We start from the raw sequence: 26524 nt of genomic DNA on the forward strand, positions 1-26524 counted from the left end.
GGGCGGAGATCGACCGGGCGGTGGACGGGACACGGCACGGTCAGGGTATGCCCCTGACACTGCTGCTGCGGCATCCGGCTCTGCACAGCGAGATCGAACGGATCGTGCATTCCGCTCCGGACAGCGACGAGTTCAACGACGCCCACCAGAAGTTGCTGGACAAGGTTCCTCTGCTGGCCCACTTCCTGCGTTACCAGATTCCCGCCCACCTGGGGCTGGCGGCGGAGGGACTGGCGAAACGGCCGCCGGTCAACCGCTCGGTGTATCTCGCCTTCACGTTGCCGGCCGAGGGGGCGGGCTCAGCCCTTGGAAGGCTGAACGTTTCACAGTTCCAGCAGGTCAGGCTGGACGAGGCGGAGGCACTGAGGGAGCTGGGAACGGTTCAGCCCCCGGCTCTCCGGGTCGTCGTCGAAGTGGCCGGCTCCACGGCCCGTGACGTCACGGCACTCGCGCACGACCCCAGCCGGAGTCAGGTCCGGTACGCCGACGCGACCGAGCTGGCAGTGACATCGCGCGAGACCCGCACGGACAGCGAGGGCAACACCTATGAGCTGCTGCGGGCCGTGGAGCTGCCGTCGGTGGACCGGCGGAGCGCGCTGGAGGCGGTGAAGTCCGTCGCCGAAGCCGCGGAGACCCAGGTCGCACCGCTGCCGGGAAGCAACGCGCTCACCCGGAGTCCCGCCCACGAGCACCCTGCGCAGATGTCCTCTGCGGTCGCCACCACATCACAGGCGCCCGCTCAGCTGTCCTCCGGCGTGACGTCACGGATGCCGGACGTGCTGCCCCAGGAGTCCCCTGCCGACCGGCGCCGGGACACCGGTCCCGAACCGGTCGGAGACGTACCTGATCCCTGGCTCACCAACGCGCCTGCCGCCCCGGCCCTTCAGGCCCCAGGGCACATGGCGCTCCAGCAGGCGGGACCGTCGCAGGTGTCGGCACCTCACCTTTCGGATCCCATGGTGCGATTCCCCGACCTGTATTTCAGGAACCGGTCCAAGTGGCTGAAGACGGGACTCGACTTCGAGCATGGGATCGGCCGTGTGATGGCCGCGTCCAGAAGGTGGCGCGTGGCCGCCCAGCAGGCTCTCGCAACGCTTCGTTCCCGCCTGGTCATGGTCCCCGCCGACTACCGCCTGTTCTTCCCGTCCGTTCAGCTGACGGCCTTCGGCGCCCACTGGGAGTACCTGAAACTGATGTCCACTCAGAGTCCACCGACGCTGAGTGCGGTGATGGAAGCGTTCGCACGAGGAGCGGCGGTCCACGCGCGGAACAGGCAACTGCCCGCGCCGGCTCCGGCGGACCGGGCCCTGGCCGCCAGGCTGACCGCACTGGGCCATCCGCTCGTCGACGAGCGCGCGGCCGAGAAGGCGGAGCGGATCCGCGAGGCCGAGTTGCTGATGCGGGTCTACCAGGACCTGAACGTACCCGAGGGGAACCCGCTTGCCTTCCGCAACGCGGTACTGGGCTGGATGCTGTCCCAGGACCCCGCCCCCACCCTGGCGGAGCTCCTCGGCGCGGCTCAGCGGGCCGGGGTGGCGGAGAAGGACGGCTCGCAGCTGCTGGAGCCGGACCTGCGGACAGCATCCTCCGTAGAAGCCGACGCATCCCAGCTGTACGGCCTCGTGCCCTTCCTCTTCGACCCTGCACAGCAGCTCCACACGGGACCGCTCGCCGGCGACGCAGTGCTCATGGCTGCTGTCACGAGACTGCCGCACCATGTCGCATACGTCGAGTGGGCCTGGCACCTGGTCGGTGCACAGCTCACCGGTGGCCCCAGCCTGGAAGACCTCAGAAATGAGATGCAGGACGGCGTCGTCGGCGGTTCCGTCACCCGCCAGGGAGCCGACGCCTGGTTCCCGCGCCGGGACGCCTTCCGGCGGTGGATGCGCAGGTACCGCCGCGCCCACCCGACAACCCGGACCGCCCACCTGGTGGCGCTGTTCCTGCTGGGCGGAGATGACGCCAAGCTCATGGACAGTGGCATCACCGCGGGAGGAGCACCGGGGCGGGACCGGCTCCGCAAGGAGGTACTTTCCCGGCTGACGGGCCTGGACCAGGGGGCGGATCCTGCGGAGCTGCCGCTGGTGATGCTGCGGGAGCCGGCGGTGCGAGAGCTGATCGACCACCCCGAGCAGCGGTCGGCGGCGAGGCTGCACGAGGTGGCCGACGCCCTGGCGACCGACGATCTGGTGAGAGAGCTCGCCCAGCATGCGGAGATGGCCGCCAGGGCGGCAACGGTCATGCCGGAGGCCGAAGGCCCGGTGCAGTGGCACGAGTGGGAAATGGGCTCAGTGCAGGGACCGCACGCGTACGCGGCCGACGGGCGCACGGTCAGGCGGCCGCCGCTTTCCCCGGGGAAGTCGAGCAGAGACGCCCTCCTGAGGAACGCCTTGGCGGAGGCGCCCCGGCACACCTCGGACCATCTGGTGGTCTACAAGGTCGAAAAGCCGCGTCAGGCCCATGCATACGCGCCGATCGCCCGGTTCCCCGACGACCAGGTCGTCTATCCTCGCGCCTCGACGTTCAAGGTCAAGGACCGCGATATCGTGCGGGACCTGGCAACCGGCCTGGAGTACGCCCTCGTCTCTCTCGAGGAGGTCGTGCTGCCCGTCGCCCGGCGGTGGCAGGAACCGATCATCACCCGGGAGGTGAGGACGCCCGGCGGGATCCTGTTCGGGGAGGCCAGTTTCACCGGACCCGACTGGATCATCCGGTCCGATGACTACCCCCGCCTGCTCCACATGCGGCCTGGGACCCTCTATGAACCACCGCACTTCAGCCAGCGGAAGCCGCTCCCGCTGCCGCTGACCACCGGTCTGCGGCAGCCCGGTGACCGGCCGGCATTCACGATCTGGACCTCGCACGGCCTGGCCGGGACCGTCTCTGTGACAACCCCCGAAGGCAACAAACGCGTCACCGGCACGGTGATCGGCCGCCGCAGCGCCGAGCTGGTACGGCGGCTCGGCCTCGGCCCTGGCACACGGCAGCTGGTGTTCACCTGCTACGGCGCATATGGCCCCGACGGCCTGCCATCGGTGGCCCAGGATGTCGTCGACGAGCATTCCGGGGGTATCGAAACCGTCGGATCGACCGTGACCAACGCCGCGCACACCGTCAACGACCCGGATCCGCAGGCGGAGATCTACCTCACCAAAGAGGAAGGCGGGCCCCGGCCCGCATGGCTGGTCTTCCAGCCCCGGCCCGGCACCAGCCCCGACGAACAGGCCGCCCACCTTCCGCTGGCCGGCCAGGGGACCCGGTACCGCAGCCGCTACGGGACGCTGGAATGGGAACAGGTGGCGCGGGAGCACGAGAAGGCCATCGGGGAGGCGTTCGACGAGGATACGGATGCCGAGAACTTCGCGAAGCGGTTCGCCGACGCGTTGACGGCCTCCGGAAAATACCAGGTGAAGATCCCCGGCACCGTTCCGTCGGTCTCGGAGCTGATGGAGGCGATCAGCAGGGCCGCCCGCCGAGTCCACGGAGACCAGATTTTCACTCTCGCCCGTGACCACACCACCCGGGACGAACTGCGCACGGTGCGCGGCCTGCTGCTGCGCACGGGCCCCTTCCGGAGCATGAAGCCGTTCTTCGACGCCTACGAGGCCATCGAGTTCTCCGGCGGGCATCGCCCGTTCCTGAAGGCACTCATCGCGTACCGGCTGTCCCAGGGCACCCATACCCTCGCCGAGGTCTTGGGCGAGTACACCGAGGCCCCCTTGGCCAAGGACGGCCAGGGAATCAACGTCGACCGGCTCAAGGACGCGCTGCTCGGCGACGCGGTGGACCTGTACGCGTGGGTGCGCTCCGAGCTGTCACCCTTTGCCGACTCCGACATCGAGGGCCTGATCGCCGGCGATGACGTCAGCTGGCAGCCGCCGCACCACCAGCTGTACTTCCCCGGGCTGACATCGCAGATGGCGGGCGGAGTCGAAGTGCCCGAGGGACTCAGGGAGGCGGTCCGGCAGCTGGAGAACGTCGGCCACCTGCCCGACCTCTCCGACGGCGACAAGGAGTATCTGGGCGGGGGAAGTTGGGCGGCCCGGCATGCGGCCTTGCGTGACTGGTCCGCCCGCCACTCCGGCTCGCCGCTGGACGGCCTGCTGCCCGCGCATCTCACCGCCCTCTACGTCGCGACCCACGATCCGGACCACCGGCTGCTGCGCGCGCAGCTCGAAGCGGAGAGCGGCGCAGCGACAGCGGGCCGGGACCCCGTGGCCGACGCGATCGGGGAGACCATCGACGAGGCCATGAGGAGCGGCTCGCGGGAATTTCCCCACCTGCTTTCGCAGAACCCGCGGTTCCACCAGTTGGCCACGGAGGCCGCGGGCACCGATCTCGCCGACGAGAGGTACGGGGAGATCGGGGCGGAGATGATGCGCATGGTCCAGCCCTTCGCGGCGGGGGTACGCCAAACTCTCGGCGAAACCGTGGGGATTCTGGCGGAGGCGCTGGCGGAGCGGCCGGCTGTCGGGGCGCCGGTGTACATCAGCTACCTGGCTCCCGGGGAACTCGGGGACCACCTGCCTGGCACGCTGCACGCGTTGGTGATCCCGCAGTTCCACCAGGGTGGACTGGACAGGAACGCCGTGTACGGCGGCCTCCCTGATCCCGCGCCCGGGCAGCACCGGGTCCTGGTGCGAATCGAGGGCTCGCCGGCCCGGGACGTGTCGTTCGGCGCGAAGGATCCGGGCGCGCGGCAGGTGATGTTCCCCTGGCGCACCGATGTGCACATCACCGCGCGCGGGGTGATGTACGACGCCAACGGTGAGCCCTATGAGTCCATACTGGCCGAATACGGGCAGCGGGCGGATCCCATGGAGATCGACTCGGGCGCGTCGTCGGACACGTCGTCGCAGCCGGCCTCCTCCGGGGACCCCATGGAGATCGACTCCGGCCCGGACGCGTCCGGGGCCGGCCCGGAGGAGCAGGCGTTCAATGCCCTCGCCGCGCCCGTGCGGTCCCAGGCCGCCGACCCGTCCGCCGTCGGACCGCTAACCGGCCCCGCACCGGCCTACCCCGATCCCCGGTTCCGCAACGGGGGCATCGAGGCGTCGCCGTCGCTGGGCTCCCAGGTGGTGGTGGAGAAGATCCGGGATCGCGAGGGGCGGCTTTCCGGGCTGACGTCGTTCACCCGCGAGGACGCGGCCCTGCGCCGGGACGCGTACCGGGATGCCGCGGGGCTGCGGGAGTACACGCAGTGGTGGCGCGACGGTGACGGCCGGCTGGTGAGTACGCAGCGCCGGCTGCCGGTGGCGGCCGATGCGAAGGTGGTGGTGTGGGGGTCCCACGGCGAGCCCGGTGGGCGGTTCAGGGGTACGACCGCGGATGACGGGACCGTCGTTCTCGGCCCGGACGGGTTGTCGGCGCTGATCGCGTCCGAGGTGCCGGCGGACGCGACGGACATCCTGCTGACGTCGTGCTCCCCCGATGCCGACCGGGAGACGCTGACGGCGGTGGCGCAGCGGATCCGCCAGGCCACGGGGCTGGGCGTGCACCTTCCCGAGGCCGACGTGTCCCTCACCCCGGCGACGGACGGTGAACCGGCCCGGATCCACACCCACGAACGGCCCGACGGCAGCCCGACGGGCTTCGTCTCCGCCCTCCCCGAGGGCCGTACCCCCGTCTCCCAGACACCCGTGTCCGACCCCGTACCGGCCGGGCAGCCCGCCATCCCCGACGCCTGGTACCGCAATGCCGTCGGGCTGGAGGTCGAGGATCGCCACGTGGTCGAGTTCGAGCCCGGAACGCTCCCAGGACCCGAACTGCCTCACAAGGTGCCGCTGGCGAAGCGCACCGGCGTCGACATCGTCACCGACCGCCGTCGCTTCTGGCGGCACCCGGACACCGGCGCGCTCCATCGGAACTGGGAGGAGGCCTTGGGAGCGAACGGCGAGGAGCCGGAAGGTGAGGTCCACTACATCGCCGAGTTCGTCCTCGCCCCGATGGGTGTGCTCCCCGAGGAGGAACGGCCGTCGCCGGAGGAGGTGCTGACCCACCTCGAAGAGGGCCGGTCAGCGCTCGGCATCACTTCGGAGCGCAGAGCCCAGGCGTCGCTGGCCGACCTCCTGCCGAAAGGCTGGCAGCTCACCGAGTTCGGGCAGAAGGCCACCATCCTGCCGAGCGTCGAGGGCCCCAACCACCGCGCGTACACCCAGCCCACTGCGGGCGTCCCCGCCCTCGGACTGAGAATGCGGTTGAACGCTGCCGCGGGGCGGATGACTCCCCTTCCGCATGTCGGGAACCTTTACCTCAAGAGCGAAGCAGTCGGGCAGGCGATCGCTGCGGAGTTCGTGCGCGACGTCCTCGGCGTGCCCCACGTGCCGCAGAACTCCCTGCCGTTCCTGGCCGCCATTCCGGAGGTCGACGAGGTCTGGGGATACATCTGGGACGGCTTCAACCACGTCGCGGCAAGGCCCAACGCCGCGATGCTGCCCGTAGCGATGATCAAGAACTGGCTGCCGGTGGCGTCCCGTCACCCGTCCGACCGCAGCCTGCCGGCGTTGCGGCCCCGCACCCGGCGATTCCTCGACGAGCAGCACGACCGGATCAGCGCGATCGTCGTCACCCGCTTGCTGGAGAGCATGGAAACCAGCAGGCAGTTCAACGAGAAACCGCCGGCGCTCGACCCCGGCATGCTCACTGTCGAAGTCGGCGATGCTCCCTCCGCCGTGGAGCACCTGACGGCCGTGCTCACCGGGCGCACATCCACGGGGAAGATCATCAGCCAGTCGCAGACCGTCGGCATGGAGGACCACCTCGAACTGGACACCGCCGGCGGCCTCCTCCAGGTACCGCTTCTGCTGTCCGAGCTGCGGTACTGGGCGATCAGTCAGCGTTACCTCAGCCCTTGGGAGATACGGCAGACCGTCGCCCACTGGACGGAGCTGAGCCGAAGTGCCTACCAGAAAGCGCTGACCTTCCTCGCTCCGCTCCCCGAGGAGGTGCTGCGTGAGTCCATGTCGCGCATCCTGAACCACCCGGCTGTACGGGGCCTCGCGCCGTTCATGACGATGGCGGTGCACGGGATGCCCCACATCGGGCAGTTGGTCAGCTTCAAGGAGGGCAGCGAACTCGCGGCCGCAGTGGGGATGTTCGCGGTGGGAATGCCGCTGGACCCCGCCACACACGAGCGCCTGCGCGAACTCGTCAACCAGGCATCCGCTCGTCTCGCCGACCTCCCCGGCGACGAGCGCGAGCTGCCCCTGCCGGCCATCGAGGCGGCTCGTGGTGCCCTCACCCTGCTCGCCCAGGATCCGCCGAGTGCCTACGCCCAAGAACACTGGACCGCGCATATCAGGGCAGCGGACGGCGAGCGAGTAGAATTGGGCGAGTTCCGCATAGCGCAACACCCGGGACCGGACGCGAAGATCGTGGGCGTGTCCTCCCGCCCGTCCTGGGACGACCGGGAGGACACCTACAGCCTGCTGCCCTCGGCCAAGGCGTTCACCCAGGTGCGACGGGCGCCGCGAGCGGACGACCCCGGCAGCGCCGAAGTGGTGACGGAGAGCGCCCCGCAGCCGTTGCCGTTCGGCGAGGCGTACATCGTCAGTGTCCGCGGTGACGGCAGGACCGCCGAACTCACCATGCGGGACGACACCGGCAAGGCCTTCGACTACGCCCGGCTCGTCGACTTCCTCTTCGCCACCGACCCCGTGCTGACCGCACTGCCCCGGGACACCTCGGTCGTCGTCATGGGCGCCGATGTGGCGGGCAAGCCGCCGCACGACCCTCTGGACCAGCCGATCGCCGGCCAGTTGCTGTCCAACAGCTGGAACCGGCCGGTGTGGACGACCGGCAGCGGAGAGGAGCCCGTGCTGGCCGCCTCCGACCCGGAGCTCGGCCTCGACGCGCGGTTCCAACTTGCCGAAGGCGACTGGTGGGCCGGGTTCAAACCGGAGCCGTCGACCGCAGAACTCGGCCGACTGGCGGAACAGGTGACGGGCGACCGGGGCCGCGCCGCGGACGTGCTGCGCTGGGTGCGGGCCATCCGCCTGATCTACGGGCCTCCCCGGAAGGACGACACCGCGCGGTTCGAGGCGCTGCTGCAGGGCTTCTGGGGGCTGGAGCGGTGGCGGTCGGGCAACGGTGACGGGCAGCCGCTCACCTGGGCTCACCTGCGCTCCTTGATCACGCGCCATCATGCGGCGACCGGCCTACCGGAGCCGGAGCTCGCGCAGGCACTGCCGGCGCTCCTGAGCTCGGCCGCCGACGCGGTCGGGACCGCGCTGCAGCTGCACGGACCGCCCCTGGTCCCCCGCAACCAGAGCAGGCTGTCCGTGCCGGGAGCCGAGTCCGCGGCGGCGGCGCGCATGGCGGGCGCGGTGACGTCCCTGTTCGGCCCGCGCATCACCAGCAGTCCGGCCTACCGCTCGCTGCTCACCGCGGTGGAGACGGCCACGCGTCTGACCGGCGGCAGTCAGCCCGCTCTCCGTGCCTTGGCCCGCCAGGCGCTGCGCCTCGGACCGACGGCCCCGGTCGGGCAGGAGCAGGTACGTGCCCTCCTGACCCTGCTCGCCCGCGCCACGGCGCTGGGCCGGGCGGGCAGTATGGCCGAACTGCATTCGCTTCTGCCGTCACAGGTTCCCACGAGCCGCGACCCGGTCGCTGGTCAACCGCACGGCGCTGTGCTGCAGTCTTCCGGCGGCCCGCGGTCGCGGAGCGCTTCTGGCCCTGTCACCGCTGCGCTGCAGTACGACACGCCGCGCGCCCACGAGCCGCACAGTGACGTGCTGATCACCCAGGCCTCGGCCACGCAAGCCCCGGCCACGCAAGCCCCGGCCACGCAAGCGCCGGCCACGCAAGCGGATGCCGGCCCCTCGACGGCCCCGGCGGGAGCAGCTGGCGTCCAGACCGCCGCGTCGGCGCCCGGTACGGCCTGGCAGACCGCGGCAACCGGCGCCGGATCGTCCGCCACGGCGTTCCCCGCTGTGCACCCGCCGCGGTTCCCGCGCTTCTTCACTCAGCGGTTCTACCGGAGCCGTTCGGAGTCGTACGGGCTTGAGGCCGCCCGCATGCTGGCGGACGACCCGCTCGTGCTCGACCACGCTCAGAAGGCGCTCAGCCGCATCGTCGAGAAGTCCATGAACGCGCCCGGCGGTATGACGGACGCTTTCCAGAAAGCGCTGTACAACCGGCCGTCGCTGGCAAGCTTCGACGCGGACGCCGAGCGCCGGCGCCTTCTGGACTACTCCAACCCGCCGCCGTTCAAGGACGTGATGGGCGCGCTTGAGCGGGTCGTGCCGCAGTACGCGCGGGAAAGGGGCCTGGCACAGGGGGCCGGCATCCCATGGCGCAGCACCGCGTGGGACGCCGAGATGCGGCAGCGTGGTTACCACGAATCACGTGAACTGACGCCTCATCAGCTTCAACAGGCGCGGGACATCGAGTTGATGCTCCGCGTCCACCGGCAGCTCGGGCCGGACGCCGGTGACGCGTTCATGGTCCGTGACGCGGTGGCGGGATGGTTCCTGTCGCGGCCGGACGCGTTGCCGTGGGAGTGGTTCCTGGACGTCTCGCACCGGGCGGGGGTGTGGGACCAGCAGGTGGAGCCCGACCCGTGGCTGACGGACATGTCCCGGGTGCACGGGTGGATGCACGGCGATCTCGATCCGCTCGGGCGACCACATGACGGGAACGCGGTGCCGGATGTGCTGCGTCAGCCGCCGCATGTGGTGATGTACGAGGCGTTCACCGAGCGGTTGCTGAACGAGGAGGCCACTGGACTTGGCGCCTGGGTCGATCCGGCCCTCGTCCTCGGGCGAGGGCTGAGCGAGGTCACGGGACCCACCGATGCCGCGGCGGATCTGTGGTGGGATCGGCGGGAGGCGCTGCGCGACCTGCTGCGAGACCCGGGCGCCCTGGAGGCGCTGCGGGGGCTCTCCTACGGGCACTCCATGGCGCTGACGCTGGTGTCCGGTCCCGACGCGCGGCTCTTTCATCCTGAAGTGCGCAGGGAAGGGCCGCGGGCGCTGGACCGGCTGCGGGAGCTCATCCGTATGGCGGGCCGGGAAGCGGATCCCGAGGACAGGTCGACCTGGCCGCTGCTGATGCTGCGCGACCGCGGTATCCGGGCCGTGATCGGCCGGTCCGCCCCGGCAGCCGACGTGGCAGCGGCGGTTGACGACTTCGTGGCCCAATTCGCCGACGAGCGGTTGCTGGCCGACGTGCGCGGCCATGCGTCGATGGCCGAAGAGGCGCTGGACACACTGCCTGCCAAGTCTGCGGACGGCCGCTCGGCGCTGTACGTCCGGACCGCGCCAGGGGCGTTGTTTGGAGGCGCGAAACCCTACGCGGTCCCGGGCCAGGAGATTGCGCTGGAGGCGTTCGAGGCCGGTTCCACCGACCGTGCCGCGGCGCTGAAGGAGCTGAACGAGCGGCTCGAGGGGGTCGAGCCGGGGACCCGGCACGGGGTGGTGCTCGAGGTCGTGCGGCCGCTGTCGTCCCGTGAGACGTCGGTCTTCTCGCTGACGCCACGGAAGCGCACAGTGCAGTCTCCCCACGCCATGGGACTGCGGACCTTGGGACGCACGTACGGCAGGGACGGGAGGAGCGGCCTGTGGTATGAGCACATCTTCGCCGTCGAGGTGCCGCGGCCGACGTCGAAGATCGCCTGGGACAACGAGGTTCTGGTGCGCGACATGCACACGAAGGGTGGCGTTTGGTTCGGCTATTCGAGTCACACTGCTCGGGACATGTCCTACCGCGGGCGTGGCTACGTGCACTTCCCGGATGTGACACGCCATGAGGTCCGGGACTGGCGGACGGGGACCTACGGCCCGCCGCGGCCCTGGCCACTGCCGTCCGGAATCGAACCGCAGACCGGCAAACCGCGCTTTGTCGTCACTGCCGCGCACGGCTCGCCCGACTCCGTCTACGCCATCGGGCGATTCGGTCCCAAGCTCCTGAGCGGCACGCAGAGCGGGGCCGAGTTCGCCCGGCGGCTGGCCGAGGCGGGGGTGGCTGACGGCACGCCCTGGCTGCAGTGGCAGTGTTCGGTGGGCAGCAGACGCCCCGGCCTGCCGTCGGTGGCGCAGCAGGCAGTCGACGAGCATCCGCCGCAGCGCGACTCCTTCGCGGGGAACACCACTGTCGGCACCGTCCTCAATGCCCAGGACGTCATGCTGCTCCACCCGGGGTGGGGCGCGGCCCCCGACGTGGAGTTCGTGAAGGTCCAGCCGCGTACCCTGCCGGGCGCGGGCGCGCCGGCGCCCTCGGCCGAGCCGTATTTCGCCGGCCAGGCGGCGCGCTACCCCGCAGGAGTCGACGAGTTCTTCAGGCACGCGGCGATCTACGAAGCCGCGCTGGGTCAACGGCTGTCCGAGGACCCGGAGTCGACGGCCGTCATGCGGCAGGTCGTCAGGGCGATCGCGGACTCGGGCCGGTTCAAGGTGGCGATCGACCCCGACAGGCCCGATGCGTCCCTGGACGAGTTGACCGACATCGCCCGTGCCGCCGCGGACGACATGTTCCCGGCTGACGCCCGCCCGATGATCGTTGACCCTTCGCTGCGGCAGCAGCTTGCGCGGGAGCGCGGCATCGCGCTCGCGCAGGCACCCGGCACGCGGGCGATGTACCGGATGTACCAGGAACTGGGCCTGCCGGCTGAGCGCTTCCCCGCGTTTGTGCGGGCGGTGTTCGGCTGGGGCCTGTCCAGGCGCCATCCCCTGACGACACTCCTGCTCGACCTGCACCTCTCCAGGACGAGCGGGAACCAGGCGGCGCTCACCGCGGCGCTGGCGGGCAACGGTCCGCACCTGTACGGCCTGGCCGACACCATGTTCGCGCCGCGCGAGGGGCTGCCCGCGGGTGATCTCGCGGACCGCCTGCGCCCGCCGCACTGGCGGATGCACACCGAAGGCATGTCGTGGCTCGCCCAGAACCCGGACGGTGTCCAGGTGCCGCAGGGGCTGATGCGGGCCGTGCGGCTGCTGGCGGCCTCGGAGGACCTGCCGCAGGTCCCGGCGGGTGAGGGGTCGCAACTGGGCGGGGACAGCTGGGCGGACCGGCACGCCGCGGCCCGCGACGGGAACAGCGGATCGCTGGACCGCCTCGACCCCGCGCACGTCATCGCGCTGTACCTGCTCAGCCACGAAGGCAACCGCACGTTCCTGGAATCGGGTGCCGACGAACTCTCCTTCACCGAGGGCGCGGCGAAGCTGGAACGGCTGGTGCGCCAGGAGATCGACGACGCGGTGGACCGGGCGCGGCACGGCCACGGGCTCTACCTGCCGCCGATGCTGCGACATCCGGTCCTGCAGCGTCCCGCGGACCGGATGGCCGCCGCCCGACCAGGTACTGACGCGTTCGACGCGGCGCACCGGGACATGCTGGGCGCGATCCCCTCGCTGGCGCAGGTTCTGCGCTTCCAGCTCCCCATCAATCTGGGGCTCGCGGCGGAGGGACTGGCGGAGCTGCCCCCGGTCGACCGTACGGTGTTCTTCGCCTTCGAGGCGCCGACGGCGGGAGCCGCCGCGAGCCTGAAGAGGCTGAACGTGCGCCAGTTCGAGCCCGTCGAGCGGGATCCGGCCGCGGCGCTGGGGTCGCTGTCCGGCCAGGCCCCCCGCGTCCTGGTCGCGGTGGAGAAGTCCACGGCCCGCGACCTCACCGCGGTGGCGCACGATCCCGGCGTGCCTCAGATCCGGTATGCCGCGCCGACCGACCTGGACGTCCTGTCGTATGAGGTCCGCGTGGACAGCGACGGCACCTCCTACGAGATGCTGCGGGTGAAGGAACTGCCGTCGGCCGATCCGCGGGAGGCGCTGGACGCGGTGCGAGCGGTCGCCACCGCGGCGGAGGCCCATATCGCACCGCTGCCCGGCAGCGCGGCCGTCCAGAGCCCGGCCGACCTCGCCCATCGGCCTGCTGCGGTGGCCGGCACATCGCAGGCGCCGCATGCCGACTCCCCGCCGGTGCCCGAGGAGCAGGCCGGATCGAGCCGGGACGTCGCATCGACTGCGGTGCCTTCCGGTGAAGCCTCCGCGGAGGAGACCCGGAGCCGGGACGGCGACGTCGACACGGCCGACGCCGGGACGGCGGAGGGTTCTGCACTGGCCGAACCACAGACCGGAGGTGCCGCGGGTGAAGCCGCCGAGCAGAACGAACGCGATCCGGAGTTCCCCGTCTACGACGGGCCGGAGGCCGAGAGCGCGAGGTGGAACTACGACGTCGCACTCGGCACGGCCATCGCCTCGGACCCCAAGGTCGGCAAGCACGCACGGATGGGCCTACGGCACCTGAGTGGGCTGCTGAAAGCGGCCCACCCCACCCATTACCGCCGCCTGTTCTTCGCGCCGGAGAACCCGGCGAACGCCCATCGGAAGGAGGAGATGCGCAGGCTGCTGAGCACGCGGAACCCCGCTCCTCTCGAGGAGCTGATGGACGCCTTCGCGCAGGCCGCCCCCGTCTATGCCCAGGACAACGGCATCGCCGCCGCGCCGCTGCCCGAGTTGGTGTTGCGGGTCTACCGGCACATGGACGTTCCCGACGGCGACGAGCTGTTCTTCAGGGACGCAGTGCTGGGCTGGCTGCTGCCCCGTGGCGGCCACTCGCTGGCACAGCTGCTGGCGATGACGCAGCAGGCGGTGCGGGACGAGGCGGAGCCCGACGCGACGCAGATCAACGGGGCGCGGCTGTACGGCTGGGCCAGCGCGATGCTCGACCCCAAGGGCCGGGTGCCGGCGAAGTTGTTCGCCGCAGACCCCCAGCTGAGGGAGGCGCTGGAGCGGCTGCCGCACGAAACGCTGTACCACCGGCAGACGGCGGACCTGCTGACGCAGGAGGTCACCGGGGAGCCTGGGACGAGCAAGATGATCACCGTCCTGGTCGGCGGCATGGCGGCCGGCGTGGCAACCTCCGCCGAGGCGGACGCCGTGCGGCAGCGCCGGGAAGCATACCGGTGGTGGCTGCGGCATCATCGCGTCACAGCTCCCCTGACGCCTGTCCAACCCGGGCATGTGGTGGCGCTGCACCTGGCCGGCGGTCCGGACGCCGCGTTCTTCGCCCCGGAGATCATCCGCGGAGGACCTCAGGCGCTGCACCGGCTCCGGGAGATGATCCGTTCGTTCGGTGACAAGCTGGCCGGCGGCGCACCGCGTTCGGACATGCCGTCAGTGCTTCTCGAGGACCCGCGCATCAGCCGGCTGGCCGACCAGCCGCCGGAGCAGCGTTCGGGACAGCGGGTGCGGGCGGCGTTCGCCGAGGCCGCGCGGAGTGCCGATGACGGGATGGTGCAGGACATGGCCCGGCATGCGGCGATGGCCGTGGAGGGGCTGCGGCTGCTGCCCGAGTACGGCGGCTCGGTGTTCTTCCCGTTGTGGAGGCCCGGTCCGCTGCACGGGCAGCACGACTACGCCACGGAGGGCTGGGAGTTCCAGGCGGACCGGTTCTTCCGCTCGCCGACGAACAGGGAGGTGCCCCTTGAGGAGTTGGCGCGCTCCGCGGGGCACAAGCAGGGCCACCCGGTGATAGTGGAGGTCCTGCGGTCGTCGTCGCGCCTGACCGCCATGCTCGCCAGGGAGCCGCGTCGGGGCGAGGCGCAGTACGCCGCGCCTGTCAGGTTCCGGTTCAAGCAGTACACGCTCACCCGCGACATGCCGACGGGTCTGGATTACGCGCACGTCACTGTGGTGGAGGTGCCACAGCCGATCCCGGCCGAGCCTTGGAACCGGCAGATCATCACGCGGTGGATGACCACGTTCGACAAGCGCCGGTTCGGCGTGGCCGCCTTCACCACGCGGGACTGGAACCACCGCAAGCGCACCTACCCGCACCTGTTGTCGGGTGCGGGCTTCTCCCCGCTTGCCAAGGGCCGGACGCCCGAGACAGGCGAGCAGGCGTGGTCGCTGATACCGGAAACCGTCTCGCGGCCGCAGGCCGCCGGTATGGGTGCTTTCTTCTGGGCGTCGCACGGTTCTCCGCACTACTTCAAGGTGCCGTCCCCTTACGGCTTGCGGCGCGCCGGAGGCACCGAGGTCGGCCGGATCATCGAGCAGCACATGGACGGGCTGGGCCTGCCGAAGAACCTCGCGGCGTATGTGTGGTCGTGCTCCGCGGGCAGGGAGCGTCCCGGCGCCGCCCAGCTGGCGAAGTTCGTGGCAGGCGTCCAGCCCGCCGAACGGGAAACGATCGCCGCCACCTCGGAACTGAGCACCACGATAGTGCGGGGCACGGACCCGTCCGTCCGGTTCGCCGTCAAGGCGACGCCGCAGGTACCGGAGCCTGAAGTGGTGGTCTTCCGCCGGGCGGACGGGCAACCGATCGCCGCCCGTCTGTCGGACGATCCGCACGACGTCGTTCCGGCCGGGTGGTATCGCGGCCTGTACGGAACCTCGCAGTGGAAGTCAATCGCCGAGAACTACGAGAACGTTTTCGGCGCGGCGATAGGGCGCGGACCGGAGTCGGTGGCTGCCGTGCGGCAGGCGCTGAAGGCCCTGCCCGGCGAGTACAAGGTGTCACTCGACCCTGACCGCTCCGAGCTCACGTCGGATCAGCTCATGGCGGCGTTTGACAAAGCGGTCGCCGGTTGCCGCGGTGAGAGCACCATCACGATCGCAGCGAACAGCGCGGCGCACGAAGAGTTCAGCGCTCGGCGCGGTTTCGTTCTCAGCAAGGGACGGTTCAGGAGTTTCAAGCCGCTGATCGACGCCCTTCTGTCGCTGCGCCTGTCCGCCGAGACCCGTGACGCCTTCGTGGCGGCACTGGTCGGCTGGGCGTTGACCAACGGCTCCCACACCTTGGTCGAGATCCTCACCGACCTCCAGCGTGCCGATAAGGTCTTCACCAACGACACCGAACTCAGCAGCGCCATCGCCGGTGACGCGGTGCACCTGTACACCTTCGCCGACGCCCGTTTCGCGCCGCGCAACCCGGCCTCCTCAGCGCGAACGGCCGAGGAGTTGCGCCTACCGCAGCACCAGGCGTACGCCCACCGCACGCAGTGGCTTGCCTCCCAGCAGCCGGGCGCTGCGCAGACCGCCGCCGATCCAGCGCATGCCACCGCGTTGTTCCTGCTGGGCAGCGAAGCAGACGAGCCGCTGCTCGATCCGCGGCTCCTGGCCGACGGCCGGAAGGCGCTGCTGACGGCTCTGCACCAGGCGGTGGACCAGGCAATGGACCGGGCAAGGGCAGGCGACGCGGCGGGCTTCCCCTTGCTGCTGCGGCAGGACCAGCGGTTCCGCGATCTCACCCGGGACGCGGCGCACGTCAGCCCGGCAGACTCCCGGTTCGACCGGATCCGTGCGCGGTTGCATGATCGTGCCGAACGCCTGTCGGACGGTCTGTACGACGAGATTCCGCTGCACCTCGCGATGGCGGCCGAGGCCCGCAGGACACTGCCGCCCGTGCGCAAGCCGGCGTACTTCGCCTTCCTGGCCCCGGCCGAGGGGACGTCGACGGCCCTGCGGTCACTGAACGTCAACCCGACTCAGTGGCTCCGGGCGACCCCACAGGCGGCGCTGGACAAACTGGGTCACGTCCAGGACCCGGCCCGCCGGGTCCTGGTGGCGGTGGAGAACTCATCGGCCGGTGCCATCGGGGAGGATGATCTCAGGTACCCGGCGGCGGTGGATCTGTCCGTCGAACCGCAGGAGGCGGGCTCGGACAGTGGCGGACGGCCGTTCGAGATGCTGAAGGCGGTCGAGATGCCGCGGACGGGGCCCGGTGACGCGGTGCGGCTGGTCGCCCGCGTCGCGGCGCCGACCTCGGACGACGGGGACAGCACCGGCGACGAGGAACCGGAAAGCGCGTCCGCGCGTCCCGTCGCCGGTTCCGCCGGCACGGCGCACACCGGCGCCGTGCACACGGGCCACTCGGGACAGGAGCACTCCAACAGAGCGCAGGCGCGCACCACCTCGCGCCGTGGCGCCAACACCGCGCGCCTGACCGCACCGCCGCCGTCCCGCCGCGCCGGGGCCCCGCTGGAGCCGATCCCGGAGAACCCCTCGGCCCCCGCCTCGTTCAGCACCCCCCGGCCCGTGTGGATCGGGCAGGACCTCGACAAACGGCGGCCGGCCCGGCTCGACCGGGACATGCCACCGGCGCCGGCGTACGTCGGCGAGGTGTGGTTCACCGACGGGGCGCGACTGCCGGTGTACATGGGCCGGATCGGTTCCCTGCTCAGGAACCTGTCAGACGGCGTGCTGCGGCGTTCCTACTCGTTCGGGCAGAGCGACCGGGGCCTGCGCGGCACCGAGCTGGTGGTGGCGGAACTCGAGGCCCGTCTCGGGCGCTCGCCCGGTATCCGGCCGCGGCGTGGCCGTGCGCAGGAGCCCGAACTGCTGTCGGAGGTGCGGCGCAGGCTCGTGCAAGAACCGCAGGGCTTCTTCGGGGACGGGCAGCGGTTCCCGTACACCACGACCGACGGCAAGCAGCGGGTGCTGAACGTCACCGCCCGGCCCTACGGGCACTGGGAGCGGTTCGCGTTCGGGTACGCGAACCCGGTGAAACTCGACACGATGCAGCGGTTCACCATCAGCAACGGGCGGACCGGTGTGCACAGCACCTCCGGCGCGCTCGCGACGTCGGTGCCGCTAGGTCCGGGCAAGGGCCCGGTGAAGCCCTTCGGCCGGGTCTGGGGCCGTATGTCGTGGAACAAGCGGGTCCAGTACCCGATGCAGAACCAGACGATGAGCCAGATCGAGACCCGCACCACGGACGGCTCGCACGCCCATCTGGACGACGTCTGGTACGAGTTCGCGGTCACCGACCGGGCGGGCCGCCCGGTCGACCAGGCCGGCCGGCCCATTCCCCAGGGGAACACCTTTCTGAACCCGGTCTCCTTCGGTTTCGCCATGCGCCACGGCCTGTTCGTACGGCTGCCCGAAAGCCTCACCAAGCCGCAGCCGGAAACGGCCCGCCAGGACTTCCCGAAGAAGATCACCTTCGGCCCCCAGTCCCACTACCGGATGGTCAGCACCGAGGGGTACGGCCCCGTGGCGCACATCAGGGACTGGGCCCTCGAGCAGGCGGACGTCGAATTGGACGGCATCGCCGGCACCCAGCTGGGCGACTTCTTCTCCACCGAGGGCTTCCACCGGATGAGCCGGGTGCTGAACGCCGGGCAGGTCACCACGCCGCCGCTGTTCCGCGACAACTCGGGACGTGACCCGATCGGGGTGTTCTCGGTGCGGGTACGGTCCGCGGAGGCGCACCTCGTCGACGCGACGACGGCGGCCGAACTGCGAGACATCATGCAGTCCACGGTCCGCAACGAGCGGGTCGTCGGCAAGGGGAGGGCCGGCGACATCGGCGGCATGATCGGCCCCTCCGTCCAGCTCACCGGCCTGAGCGGCGGCAGGCTGAGCCTGCGGATGCTGTTCGGACTGCTGAACGTGCGCTACGGGTCCTCGCGCAGCCGTTCCGTCGCCACCGGTGGCACCGGCGGCATCAAGTCGGCCGCCCAGGCCAAGGGCGACCCCACCGGCATGTACCTGGTCCGCAAGACCGTCACCGTCACCGCACCCCCCAACGAGAAGGCGCCGCTGCCGGACCACCGGCATCCGGGCCCGGACGGGTTGCGGGGATCGGCCAAGGTGCGCAAGAACCCGCCGGAGAGGTGGAGTTCGCCACCGCGTACGGAGACGTTCGAGACGTGGAGCGTCGAGCGGCTCACCCGCACGGAGGCACGGCGGATCGCCGGACTCGAGCAGCCCGCGCGCCAGAACCCCGAGCCGGTGGCGCCGCCGTACCTGACGGAGGACCATCCGCCGACCCTGGGCATGAGCCGGGTCGAGGAGTTCACCTTCGGCGACGGCAGTCACACGAGGACCATCGACGGCCGGGACCTCGCCTTCCACGAGCATGTCGCCGAGCAGGTGCTCAAGGCCGCCGGGGAGGCCTACGCGGGCCTGGTGGCCCCCCTCGACCAGCTCAACCCGGACAACCCGCGCTGGCGCGACGCCGACCACTTCCAGACTGTGGTGAACAACACCCTGGAGGTGCTGAACGCCCTCTCGTACCACAACCTGGCCGGGAACCTGGAGGTGATGGCGACCACGGGACTGAGGATCCCACTGGTCGACTCCGGCCGCTTCGGCCGCGCGACCCGCTACCTGTGGATCGACGCGGAGCTGACCGGGCGACGCTACGAAGGCACACAGGAGGACGAGCGGCTGCGCTTCAGCGCGCCCGGCAGTGAGAACCTCGGCGGCTCCCAGAGCGGAGCACGCAGTGCGGACATCGGCTCGGAGGTCCAGTTCTCGCTGCGGGACAGCGCGACGAACGAGATCGGCGGCCCCAGGAAGGCGGGCACGGTTTCGGTGGGCGGCCGGTACGGGCGGCGCAAGGAGACCGAGAGCGGCTACGGCGCCGCGGCGACCCTCGACGCGTTGTCGATCGGCACGAAGGGCTCCCACCTCTACGCCTACGACGTCACGCTGACGGCCAGGCGCGGCGGCTACTGGCGGCTGCGCGGGCTCCTGCGCGGCATCCTCAGCCTGAACGCGCTCAGTCTCCAGCGTTTCGTGTTCGTCGAGCAGGAGACACCCCTGATCGGCGCCGACCCGTCCGGCCGGGCGGCGCCGGGCGGCAACGCCCTGGCGGGCCGGGTGCTGGTGAGCATCCCGACCGAGCACACCCCCACTACCGCCACCCGGGGCCCCGCTCACCCCCTGCACGGCGTCGTGCTGCGTACCACCTCACGGGTCGCCCGGGATCTGGCGCTGCACACGCGGGCCCTGTTCGACCGGGCGGCGCGCCGCCGGCCGACAGAACTCGACCAGCACCCCCATGTCACCCTCGCGGTCGTCTCCCACCCGGGAATCATGCGGGCCGCGGAGGAGGCGCTGGACGAGGCGTCCGGAGGGTCCTGGCACGTCACCCAGCGGGGTGCGCCGGTGCATGACTCCGCGCTGCGGGCCTTCCAGAGCCAGTATCTGACCGCCAACTTCGACCAGACGTCGGCGCCGTTGGGCTGGAGGGCCTCCGGTCTGTGGGCCAAGGGCCCCTACACCAACCGCTCCACGACGCTGGCCCACCGCACCCGGATCCGTCCGGGAACGCTCACCGCGCTCACCGGTGGGGTGCCGGTGGAAACCCAGACCACGCTCGGCGGTGCCGGTCAGGCGGTCGGGCGCACCACCCGGACGAGCACGGTGTTCGTGGGCGGCCAAGTGGTCTACCTGCACTCCCACCCGACCCAGCCGGGCGTTACCGGCAACTACGGCCTGGTCGCGAGCCCGTACCGGCTCGACCGCTCGCGCATCAGCACGGTCGCCCGGGTCGCGGTCGCGGAGATCAACCGCCAGGACGCGGGCCGGCAGGTCCTGGTGCACGGTGGCGTGGACCACGAGATCGCCGCGGCGTCCAGTGCCGTCGGCCGCGGCGCGACGGGGCGGCGGCGGATCCCCCGGTGGCTGGCGGGGGCGGCGGGGCGACGGGTGCTGGTCGACGGCGGCTGGGTCGGGCACCTCCCGGAGAAGAACGCCTACCGGATGGGCCTGCTGACCGATCGGTTCGGCGATGTGCCCATGTACACCAGACGGTCGTGGTCACCCCAGCCCTGGCTGGTGGACAACCCGTTCGGCAGCTTCCCGGTCAACTCGCTCAACACCGCCCGAGTGCTGGCCGACTTCGATCGCAAGCTGCGGTCCCTGGGCCTGTCCGAGACCGACCGGGACACCGTGCACCGACTGGTGGCCGGCCGGGTCCTGCGGGCCCTGGGCAAGGAGATGGTGGGTGCCGGTGCGTCGGTGCCGGGAAGGATGGGCCGCTGGGGATCGCGGACCGCCGGGGTGTGGGTCGGCAACCGGCTGGTGCGGGCGCGGGCGGAGCTGATCCCGGTGAAGGTGCCGCGCACCGGTGGTCCGTCCACGAACACCGGGTTCAAGGGCCTCTGGCACAGCGTCGAGATGGAGGAGCACCGGCAGGCCACCGAGACGGTGCAGGACGGCCGCAGCCGGGCCTCGGGTGCCAGCGTGGGGGTCAGCGTCGTCGAGGGCGTGCACACCACCAACCAGACCCTCGACACCGTACGGATGGCCGGCCCTACGTTCGTGCAGGTGGGATCGACCCAGCAGACGACAGCGCAGAACATCGTGGACAGCAGCGTGCGGGTCGCCACCGTCACCACCACGCAGGCGCACGGCGAGTACGTGACGCGTTACCGGCTCCGCCTGACCGCGGAGATCGTCGGCGGGCCCGAGCGGGAAACCGACGGTTCGGCGCCCGGGCCGGGTGACCGGTCAGGGCGCGTGAAGCGGTCGGCGGTCAGGCAGTGGCAGCGGATGACGGGTCACCCCCTGACGCGGATCACCTCCGAAGGCGATGTCGGCGAACAGATCGAGCACTTCCCGCTCAGCCTCATGCGCCCGGACCCGGTTGGGGGCCTGGACGATCCGAACGACCCGCTGGCCCCGCCACGGCTGGACGCCCCCGGTGAGCCCCGCGGGGTCCCGGTGCCCCCCAACCTGGAGGCTGGGGGCTGGCATGAGGTGCGGCATTCGCGCGACGGCTCCGTGAAGCCGTTCGCCCTGCCCGAGAACGGCTTCAAACCCCGCTGGGTCGTCGGCCTGGGCAACCTCCACGCCGCCAACACCCTCGCGCTCGCCTCCGCGTACGACGCCTCCTTCTCCGTCCCGGAGACAGGCACTCTCGACGAGAACCTGCTCGCCCGTGCCATGGACACCCCGCTGACGCGCCCTGGTACGGGCCCCGCGCAGAATCTGGAGGACGCCTCGACCAACAGCGCGCTCACCGCGTTCTACGGCGACACGCTCACACCGGACGGCTACCCGGTGCCCGGACTGACGGAGACCGGCTTCCTGGGTGGGGCCCAGGGCGACCTCAGGCTGTACTCCCGGCCGGACCTGGGCGGCGCCCAACTGCTGACCGTCGCCGACGGGACGAAGCACGAGGCACCCAAACGGGAGCTTCAGGGTGGCGGCATGTCTACGTCCCGCGTCGCCGCGACCGAGATCTCCCTTGGCGGCGGCCCCATCGTGTCCTCCCAGCAGACCGGCGCCAACCAGTTCGCCGGAGCCCCCGGCGACTCGTCCACCGACTCCGACGCCCTGATGGCCTCCGACGACCGGCTGAGCTCCGTCAACGTCAAACCGAGCACGACCCGTTCGTTCGTGTTCGCCGTTCCCACCACCTGGCTGAGCGTCGCCCACGTACACCACCATGCCAAGGACAGCCACGCCGGCCGGGCGGTCCGCGCCGCGTTCGGCCACACCCGCCGCGGTCCGCAGGCGATGGAGACGAAGACCACGGTCCTGGCCTGGGTGCGCGAGGACGTGGCCCGCGATCTGGGGCTGATCAACGACGTCAACTTCCCGCCGAAGGTGGCCAAGGCGTGGGACGCGGTCACCGAGGCTGACAAGGAATGGACGGCCGCCGACAAGGAGTACTGGGACCTGCGCCGCGACGGCGAGACCAGGCGGCAGGACGATCTCGACGCGGCCGAGCGCACCCTGGCCCAGCTCACCGCCGGCGACCCGGAGACCCTGCCCGGGGTGATCGCCGCCCGCGCCGCCCTCACCCGTCTCGACCAGGATGCGGCGAGCGCCGAACCCGCCCACGAGGGCTGGGCGTACCTTCAGCGGGAGGAACGGCAGGCGGCCGAGGACCGGCTGGCCGGGGAGCTGCGTGCCGCGCCCGCCGCGCTGGCCGCCGCGCGGCCGGCCGCCCGGACCGCCCGGGACACCGCCCGGACCAAACTTGACGGTCTGGACGACGAGCTGCGGGACCTGCGGACCAGGGCGGAGGCCCTGGCCGACGAGTACGCCCGGGTACGGGAGGCCGCCGACCGGCTCACCCGCTGGCACCAGCTCAACGCGTCCCAAGAGAGCCGCGGACTGCTCGTCGGTACTCCGGAGCCGGACGAGGTCGTTTTCACCCCGCCGCCCGCCCCGGCAAAGAACGCGCAGGACGCGATGGAGGGGGAGGCCGGGAACAGTGAGGCCGGAAGCGAGGCCGGGAACCGTGAGGCCGAGAACAACGGTAGTTCTGCAACTGCAGGTGGCAGCGGAACGCCGGGCACCGGGACCAGTCCGGCGTACGGCGAGCCGCCGTGGGGAGTCGGCGCCGACCCGAACCCCGTCCTGCGCCGCTTCGACGCCGCCGCGGACCACCGCACCCTCACCGCGACGGACCCCGACGGGCGGGGCCACGTCTACGACCTGCTCCCCGCCGAGAGCGCCGGCAACGGCTTCTACGCGGCCGTCCAGATGGCCAGCGGCCGCGGTCACGGCCAGGCCGGCGCCGACCGGCTGGCCGCCCTGGTCTCCCAAAGCACGCTGCTGCCCGCCGACGCGGCGCTCGACCCGCTGGCGGTGTTCCACACCTGGGAACTGGACAGCAGGCTCGGGGCCGGTTTTCGCGACAACGACGGGCTGCGCGCCGACGTCACGGCGGCAGGGGGCCGGCTGCCCGACTCCGTCCGGGGCGGCCTCACCCCCGCGCAGCGCGAGAGTCTGGTCCGGCGCAACCTCCTCAAGGCCCGTCGCTGGGACAGGGCGACGGCCGACCTGGCCGCCGGTATCACCGCCCAGAGCCTCGGCGTCGACCTCACTGTCGTAGCCGAGGACGGCTCGTACCGCTTCTTCCCCGGCGCCCGCGCCGGGACGACGGGCGACCCGCTGCCGCAGGTGACCCTCTACCAGCGCGGCGGCGACTACCTGGCCGCCCGCCCCCGGCCGGGCACCACGGTGCCCGCACCCCCGGTGCCGGCCTCCTCCCCGGGGAACGCCCCGGGCGCTTCGCAGACCCAGAACGCGACGGCTTCGGGCGCCGTACCCGTACCACCTGGCGCGGCTGGCTCCGATGTGCCGATGGGTGACCTGTCGGACGCCGAAGAGTCCGGTTCCGACGCGTCCATGCATGACACCTCGGACGCCGTTGATCCCGGCTCCGTCGCGCGGGAGGGCCGTATCACCACCGCGACGCCACACAACGCCCCCGCCGCGCCCGCGCGGCCTCAGGCCGTCCAGCTCGTGGCGTCGCCGTCGCTGGGCTCCCAGGTGGTGGAGAGGATCCGGGATCGCGGTGGGCGGCTTTCCGGGTTGACGTCGTTCATCCGGGAGGATGCGGCCCTGCGCCGAGACGCGTACCGGGATGCGGCGGGGCTGCGGGAGTACACGCAGTGGTGGCGTGACGGCGACGGCCGGCTGGTGAGTACGCAGCGCCGGTTGCCGGTGGCGGGTGAGGCGAGGGTGGTGGTGTGGGGGTCGCACGGCGAGCCCGGTGGGCGGTTCAGGGGTGCGACCGCGGATGACAAGACCGTCGTTCTCGACCCGGACGGGTTGTCGGCACTGATTGCGAACGAGGTGCCGGCGGACGCGACGGACATCGTGCTGACGTCGTGTTCCCCGGCTGCTGATCGGGAGACGCTGATGGCGGTGGGGCAGCGGATCCGTCAGGCGACGGGATTAGGGGTGCATCTGCCCGAGGCCGGGGTGTCGGTCACGTCGGCGGTGGATGGTGAGCCGGCGCGGATCCACACACATGAGCGGCCCGACGGCAGTCCGACGGGCTTTGTCTCGGCTCTCCCGGAGGGCCGTGTTCCTGTCCCTCAGACACCTGTGTCCGGTCCGGTGCCGGCCCGGCAGGCCGTCATCCCCGCCGCCCAGTACCGCAATGGCGCCGGGCTGGAGGTGGGGGACGACCACGTGGTCGAGTCCGGGACCGGACTGTTCCCAGAATCCGACACGGCTCACACGATGCCGCAGGCGATGGGTCCCGGCGCCGCAATCGTCACCCCCACGCTGCACGACAACACGCCGCACGCCCACGAGCCGAACAGCGACGCGCTGCCCGACAACAACACGGAGCTGGCCGCGGCCCAGCGCCTGCCCGAGTTCGCGGATGCCCGCACTCTTGTGCTCGGTGCCCCGGGAGAGGACGGCCGGTACACCATCCGCGGCCGGGTGGTCACAACCGCCGAACTCGCGGAAGAGATCACGGCCCGCCTAACGGCCGACGGTGCCCAGCACCTGCGCCGCCTCATCGTCCACGGCGAGCGCAGCGCCGCGCTGGCTCGCGACCTCAGCAACCGGCTCGCGCCGCACACCGTCGACGTCATCGGCTCCCTCGGCACCACGGCACCGGCCGCATCGGTCACCGGCAGACTAAAGCAGGCCGCCGACCGCTTCGCCACCGCGCCGCAGACCGGCTGGATCGCCTACCGCGACGGTGAGCGCATCCGCACCGGGCTGCTCGGACCACAGACCTCGCTGGCCGACCTGATGGAGGAACTTGCCAGGCCCGAGTACCGCCCGGAGGCGACACCCCCGGCCGACAACACGAGCTCGTTCTCCTCGGTGACGGATTCCAACTCCGCCGCGCACGCCGAGGCCGACACGGCGACCGAGGACGGCGCCGCAGCCAGCCACGAGGAAGGACTCCAGCGACCCGCGCCGGAACCGGAAGCCACGGCACGGCAGGCGCCGACGCCCGAAACCGGGTCGCAGGCGGACACGTTCGCAGGCCGCGGTGGGCTGAAACGCCCGAACCCGGATGACCGGCAGCTTGGGCGCTCCGTCCGTCAGAACACCGCACAGTCGGCTCAGCCGGAGCCTTCGTCCTCTTCGGGGGAGGACCCGCTACTGTCACCGCGCACCGTGATGGTGGACGTTTCCGGGGCGGCGAGTGGCCGCAACTGGACGCGCGAGGCGGTGCGGGTGGTACGGGCCGGGCGGGCGCGGCTGTACGAGCAGTATTATGACGGGCCGTTGACGCTGGTCAGCGAGGACAACGCACCGTGGGGTGATTCGGCGTACCTCCTCTGGTCGCCGGGCGACCACTCCGGCGTGCGTCTGCTGGACGGCGACCAACTGGACGCCCCCGCGCTGGCCGAGAAGCTGGCGCCGGAACTGGACGGGCTGCCGCGGGACACACCCGTGGTGCTGGCCGTGCCGTTCGCCGGTGCTCAGTACCTCGATGTGCTGCGCACGCTGGCAAGCCGGCTGAGGCGGCGGGTGTGGGCCCCCAGCGGTGAGGGCCGTCTGGTCAAGGACCCGGACACGGACGAGCACTACCCCGCCTTGATCGACACCGACCCCCTGCTGTCGTACGGCGATTGGGTGCCGTTCGACCCGGTGGACGAGCCGAGGGCGTTCCTGGATCGCGGCCCGGATGCTCGGCGGGATGTCGCGCGCGGAGCTGGAGTCGCTGGGTCGGGCGGCGCTCCACCTGCCCGACACCGTCCGATGGGACCGGTCGAGGGGCCAGGCGCTGGCGGTCCTGGTCGCCGCAGCGGACGCGGAAGGCCTGGACACCGCTGACCGCGACGTACTGGGCGCCTTCCACCTCACGTGGCACGGGGCGTTCTCGTCGCCGGTCCTGCTCAGCCGTGACGGCGACACCCAGGGAGTCAACTGGAGCGGCAGTCCCGCGCCGGGCGGAGTGAACGCGGGCCGCGTCCGCGTGATCGGGGCGGACGGTGACGTGCAGACGGTCGTCGCGCCTTGGGTAGCGGAGGGAAAGCCTTTGGAGTACCACATCGTGTGGACCGACACGGATCCGGCCGGCGGGCTGGTGCTGCACCTGCCCGGGCTGGGTGCCGTTCCCGTGCGGGCCCGGGAGTTCC

General features: G+C 71.4%; 1 protein-coding gene (cut by a window edge). It reads left to right on the plus strand.

Annotated features, from left to right (window positions below; translation table 11 throughout):
- Nucleotides 1-26219 carry the 3' portion of a hypothetical protein gene (locus tag ACIRVK_RS31985; RefSeq protein ID WP_404253264.1) on the plus strand. Its footprint begins 17203 nt before the window's first position, so 26219 of the gene's 43422 nt are visible here — the last part of the coding sequence; its start codon lies beyond the left edge, outside the window; the stop codon is at nt 26217-26219.
- The last annotated feature ends 305 nt before the right edge of the window (nt 26220-26524 follow it).

Origin of the sequence: Streptomyces sp. NPDC101152 (genome assembly GCF_044768275.1) — a bacterium.
GTDB lineage: Bacteria > Actinomycetota > Actinomycetes > Streptomycetales > Streptomycetaceae > Streptomyces.